Genomic DNA, 736 nt, shown 5'->3' on the forward strand with positions numbered 1-736 from the left:
ATTAAGTCTGATATTAGAATCTCATTTTGGAGGAAAAATGAATCGGGCACGAATAAAATTTATGGCATTAATGATAATCGCATTATGTAAAGTACAAACAGTCAACTTTGAGCGTCTGGCTCAAGGATTTGAAAGTAGTGCAGATACAGCATCCAGCCTGCGTCGTATCCAACGTTTTATGGCAAATTATATGCTTGATAATGATTTGATTTGTCGTATGATTTATAGTTTATTGCCTCACAAACCACCTTATCGTCTGATTTTGGATCGTACCAACTGGAAGTTAGGACAGACCAATATCAATATTCTGGTTCTATCCGTTGCTTATAAAGGGCTTAGCTTTCCGATTCTTTTTCGGACTATGGATAAAAGGGGAGCATCCAATATTAATGAACGTATTGGGATCATGGAACATTATATCAGCCTGTTTGGAAAAGACACTATCAAAGAACTTTTAGCAGACCGGGAATTTATCGGAGAAAAATGGTTTGGATGGCTCAATAGTAATGCTATTAAATATCATATCCGTATTTTGAGTAATTATCAAGTGATGCAGGCTATCAATGGCAGGTACATAAATATTTCGCGTTTATTTGAATCTCTGAAGATAAAGCAATGTAAGTTTCTGTCAAAGCCGTATTATGTTACCGGTAGGATATGTTATATATCGGCTTGTTGTTTTGTCAATGATAAAGGCAAGAGAGATTTGGTTATAATTGCCAGTTTTGAGAAAACA

1 pseudogene is annotated in these 736 nt (G+C 35.5%); it reads left to right on the forward strand.

The window, feature by feature from the left end:
• Window positions 1-61 precede the first annotated feature (61 nt).
• Window positions 62-736 (forward strand): annotated as a pseudogene (locus D0T57_RS04075) (IS4 family transposase); the annotation flags it as partial.

It is taken from the genome of Dysgonomonas sp. 511 (genome assembly GCF_010501105.1).
GTDB lineage: Bacteria > Bacteroidota > Bacteroidia > Bacteroidales > Dysgonomonadaceae > Dysgonomonas.